This is a genomic window from Mesorhizobium sp. M7A.F.Ca.CA.004.04.2.1 (assembly GCF_004022825.1).
Taxonomy (GTDB): domain Bacteria; phylum Pseudomonadota; class Alphaproteobacteria; order Rhizobiales; family Rhizobiaceae; genus Mesorhizobium.
The window spans coordinates 1-534 of the sequence record NZ_RZPH01001726.1 but is presented as its reverse complement, the minus strand read 5'-3'; the positions used below and the strand labels follow the sequence as shown (position 1 = coordinate 534).

General features: G+C 59.0%; 1 protein-coding gene. It reads right to left on the bottom strand.

Annotation, left to right across the window (positions count from 1 at the left end; translation table 11 throughout):
• Nucleotides 1-171: 171 nt before the first annotated feature.
• Nucleotides 172-534, bottom strand: a 363-nt coding sequence (locus tag EN893_RS37235) for a substrate-binding domain-containing protein (RefSeq protein WP_164901560.1), incomplete at its 5' end; no start/stop codon positions are given.

Here is a 534-nt window from a genome sequence, read left to right as displayed (position 1 = left end):
GAGTGGGCATGGCGTGGTCCTGTCCGGGTGGAAACCAGATCGCCAGTGCAGATTGCTTATTCCACAAACTCTGTAGAGTTAGTTTATTCCAATTCTGCCGCCGCTATTAGAATTTCTCTCTCTGGCAAGAAAAGGAGGCCGGCCCGAATACACCGGGCCGGCCTCCTTGTATCAGAACGCTGGTTCGACCGCGTTGACGTTGTCCTTGGTGACGACGGTCAGCGGGATGGGCAGCCGGTCCTTGACCTGCTTGCCGTCGATGATCTCGGCCATCGTGTTGATCGCCAGGCGGCCATCCTCGACGGGCGACTGGACGATGGTCGAGTACATTTCATTGGTGCGGATCGATTCGAACGCATCCTTCTGGCCATTGATGCCGACGATCGGCGGTGCGGCCTTGGAGGGGTTGGCCTCCTTCCAGGCATCGATGAAGCCGCGGGCCATCGTGTCGTCATTGGCGTAGACGCCGCTGATCTGGTCGCCGAAGCGTGTGATCAGATCGCGGCTGACCACCAGCGCCTTTTGCTGGTCGAA